The sequence below is a fragment of the Streptomyces sp. NPDC001156 genome (assembly GCF_053598275.1).
Map to the genome: position 1 here is coordinate 1 of NZ_JBSFJX010000393.1, position 3,904 is coordinate 3,904.

Below are 3,904 nucleotides of genomic sequence, written 5' to 3' on the forward strand. Positions count from 1 at the left end.
CCTCACGAAACGGCGCGTCGTACGACCGTCGCTTCCCACCCATGACCCTCAACTTCCCCTTCAGTCACACCTCCACGCTACGAGGGGAAGGTCACCGGCGCCCTTTGCCCAGGACGCGGCTGGGTCAACCAGGCGACGGCCGCGCCAGTGAGCGAATGGCCATTCCACCACCCCGGTCACATCTAGACGGTATGTAGGTGCCGGTCGTGGGCGACTCCGTGACGAGCGCACATGACCTCAGCGACCGCCCCGCCTGCAGTTCGCATCGAGAGAGTCACCAGTCCACGGCTCTGTGCCGCTCTCGTGCCAGAACGGGCGGGGAATCACGGGGAATAGGGGTGCGCAAGGGTACGGCCGCCGGACTCCGTCCAAGAGGGGGAACCCGCAGGTCAGGCGCGTGACTGGCAACCTCGCTCCTAAAGCGGGTGTCGTCCCAACGTGCGCGTGGCTCGCTAGCACGACCGTGGGCTTGGCCGCCTCGAACGCCGCGGGAGCGGTGGTGGTGGAGGCCGAAGCGGTGGTGTGGAACGCCAGCCCGCCCATGCGATCGAGGGCGCCGACGTAGTGACGTGGCTCATAGCGGGGATTTCGGAGTGCCGGGAATCGGAGATCTATTCTTACGGTTGGAGGGCAAAGCAAGCGTGAGAATGGTTCGTACTGCAAGGCGACGGCACACTCCGCCGCAGGTAGCTTCGTTGGCTGCCACGGCGTGCCGGGCCGTCGCTTTGTTCACGACTGCAGGAGGACCGGCCGGCGTCGAGTCGGCAGAAACTGGCGAACGCCCCAAGCCATCGCTACGGGAACGCCGGCCACAGGCTCCTGGAGCCCTGACGCGAGCTATTCGAGTCATCGTCCCAGCAAGAAATGAGAAGTCACATGTCTCGTATCCCTCTGATCCAGCCCGACGCCGCCACTCCTGCAGCTGCCGAGCTGCTGGCTGACGTGAAGAAGGCATGGGGAGTCACTCCCAACATGACCAAGGCGATGGTGAACAGCCCGGCCGTTCTCAAGGCATACCTGGCGTTTTCCGGGGCGCTTGCCGGCGGCGAGCTCCGTCCCGCGGTCCGGGAGCGCATCGCCCTCCTGACCGCCCAGGAAAACGGGTGCGACTACTGCCTTGCCTCGCACATCCAGGTCTCCACCCACGTGGTCAAGCTCGACCAGAGCGAGGTGGAGCAGGCACGCCAGGCCAAGTCGGCGGACCCGCACGCTGATGCGGCGCTGAGCCTGGCAGCGGCTGTTCTGCGGAGCCGGGGCGGCATTACGGATGGCGATGTCGACGCGGCCCGCACGGCGGGCCTGTCGGACGCGGAGATCGCCGAGGTCATCGCGGCAGTGTCGCTGAGCACCTTCACCAACTACTTCAACAAGGCCGTGGCTACGGACCTCGACGGGCCCTTGGTCCAGTACCTCCCGTGAGTGTGCCGTTGCTGTGCCCAGGCGCCTCCGTGCGTCTGGGCACATCCCGCGGCGCGAAAAGCAGACAGTGGCAGGGGGTCAGCACAGCCCAAAGGCCCGATCCGTCCGATGCGGCGTGGATCTAGACTAGGGCGCCGAGAGATCCCGCAGACCTTTCACAGAGCTGCCAGAGGATTCGTTAGGGGTGTGCCGTGCATGAGGCGCCTATCATTGGAGATACTCCAGCGCTCGACCTTGCGAATACGCACTTCGTCATTCGGGGAAAGCCCGTAGAAGGCCTGCCGAACAAAGAAGCCCTGGAACGCTGGCTTACGTCCATGCACACGAGCCAGGGCCTCCCCCCTGTTTCCGCCGCGGACTCAGCAGGTCTGGCGAGTTTCATCGAACTCCGCGATGCTATCCGAATGGTCGCCCAAGCCCTGATGGTGGGCGGCGGAGAAATCGGGGACGCAGTGGATCGAATCAACGACTTTGCGCGCGCTAACCACACGCATCCGAGGCTGATCATGGAGCACACCGACCTGATCGCGCGTTCCGAGTCGGATGCGACTGGCATGCGCAGGCTGCTGGCGGAATTCGCTTGGGATGCCATTGATCTCTTTGGAACCGAACGAAAGAAGCTGCTCCGCTCCTGCCCGGCACCTGATTGTCCGCTGTTCTTCATCAAAGATCACTCACGCCGTAAATGGTGCCGGCCTTCGTGCGCCAACAGGGTACGAGCGGCTCGCGCCTACCGAAAACAACGCAGGACCGCTCTTCCAGGGTCGGGTGTGTCAATTTGACGGCCCTGGCTCACATCCGGTGGCAGCAGAACGTGACTTCGCTCGCTGACATCGTGCGCGAGATGTCAACGAGCTTGTAAGCACGGTGTTTTCCGGGCTGGGCCCCCTGGCTGTCGAGGATGTGGTCGACCAGGGCGCGCCGACGGGGCTGGAGAAGCAGCGCCCCTCCACAGGGGACCCGCTGCCCGACTTCTCCTCCGACCACCTCGACACATCCCGCCGCAACGGCGACCTGTGGGTGCAGACCGGAGCCAACGACGACCTCGTCGCCTTCCACGCGCTGCGCACGATTCAGAAGGGCGCCGGCGGCGCCGCCCGGCTGCGCTGGCAGATGAACGGCTTCAACCGCTCCCCGGGGCGACCGCGCACCCCATGACGGCCCGCAATCTGATGGGCCAGATCGACGGCACCCGCAATCCGAAACCGACCGACACCGACGTCGAAAGGCACATCTTCGTGCCCGCGCTGGGCGACCCGGAGCGGACGGCGAACGGCTCGTACGCCGTCGAACGCCGTATCCACATGCTCAGTTGTACACAACTAAATGGCCCACCCGAGCCATCCTGGAGGCATGATGATCACGCCCACCCCCAGCACCGAGGACACCGCGGGCGAGGAGTCCCTGCGCCTGGACAACCAGATCTGCTTCTCGCTCCACGCCGCGTCCCGCGCCTTCAACAGCGTCTACCGCGTCGTACTCAAGGACCTGGGGCTCACGTATCCGCAGTACCTCGTGATGCTGGTGCTGTGGGAGCACGGAGAGCTGCCCGTGAAGAAGCTCGGCGAGCATCTGCGGCTGGACTCCGGAACCCTCTCGCCGCTCCTGAAGCGACTGGAGGCGGCGGGCCTCGTACGACGGGAGCGCAGCGCCCAGGACGAGCGGTCCGTGCATGTCCACCTCACGGACGATGGCGCGGGGCTGAAGCAGCGCGCACTGCTGGTGCCGCGCTGGATCAACGCGGCGACGGGCTTCGAGCTGGCGGAGATCATGGGCCTCCACGCCCGCCTCGACTGGCTCACCCGGTCGCTGGACGCGGCGGCGCTGGCCCCAGAGTAAGGGTTGGGAGCTGTTCGGTTTCGGATGTGCAGGAGTGTGTGTGAGTGTGCACGAGCATGTACTTGTTCGTGGTGTTGCAGCGCGCACGACGCATGGCGGGCACTGTCAGTGCCGGCCGGTACCGTTCTTCCTGTTGCTGATCACGTGTTGGGGAGGGGGCAGATCGATGCGTGGTGAGTCGCTGCGCACGATCGCTGCCCCCTTCGTGGCCGTCGGCCCGTCCGGCGTGGCGATCCGCACCCGCCTCAAGGGCCTCACGCCGGACGACGAGCAGGTGTTACGCCTGGTCGGCGCGCATCTGGGGTCGCTGGCCTCGAAGGATCTCAAACGCCGGTGCGCCGAGGGCCTGGAGCACTCCGCGGATACGTGGGCGCAGCGCAAGCGGGCCCTGACGCAGGAGTCTTCGTCGCGGTGGGCCGGGAGCATCACCAAGGCCACGCACGATCAGTGGGCGCTGTCCAGGCGTGCCCAGCTCGCGCACATCCACAGCCTTGAGGCCGGCATCAAGACGATCACCCACCGGTTGTCGCTGCCGGTGGGCGAGAAGGGCACGAAGCGGGCTCCGGGCGGATACCGCACCCGGCAGGAGTGGTTCCACAAGTCCCGGCGACTGCATCTGCTCAAGGACCGGCTGGAGCGGGAGCGG

General features: G+C 66.0%; 3 protein-coding genes and 2 pseudogenes. All 5 read left to right on the forward strand.

The features are described from left to right. The first annotated feature begins 876 nt into the window (after nucleotides 1-876). Nucleotides 877-1,419: a carboxymuconolactone decarboxylase family protein gene (locus ACWDA7_RS51125; RefSeq protein ID WP_450614856.1), complete on the forward strand. Its 543-nt coding sequence runs from the start codon at nucleotides 877-879 to the stop codon at nucleotides 1,417-1,419. A 191-nt stretch (nucleotides 1,420-1,610) separates the two neighbouring features. Then, nucleotides 1,611-2,201: a CGNR zinc finger domain-containing protein gene (locus ACWDA7_RS51130; protein ID WP_450614858.1), complete on the forward strand. Its 591-nt coding sequence runs from the start codon at nucleotides 1,611-1,613 to the stop codon at nucleotides 2,199-2,201. A 142-nt stretch (nucleotides 2,202-2,343) separates the two neighbouring features. Next, nucleotides 2,344-2,729 (forward strand): annotated as a pseudogene (locus ACWDA7_RS51135) (Dyp-type peroxidase domain-containing protein); the annotation flags it as partial. Nucleotides 2,730-2,772: 43 nt separating this feature from the next. Continuing rightward, the gene (locus ACWDA7_RS51140) at nucleotides 2,773-3,258 is read left to right on the forward strand and encodes a MarR family winged helix-turn-helix transcriptional regulator (protein ID WP_450614860.1); all 486 of its coding nucleotides are present in this window, start codon (nucleotides 2,773-2,775) and stop codon (nucleotides 3,256-3,258) included. Nucleotides 3,259-3,424: 166 nt separating this feature from the next. Next, nucleotides 3,425-3,904: pseudogene (locus tag ACWDA7_RS51145) on the forward strand (IS200/IS605 family accessory protein TnpB-related protein); the annotation flags it as partial.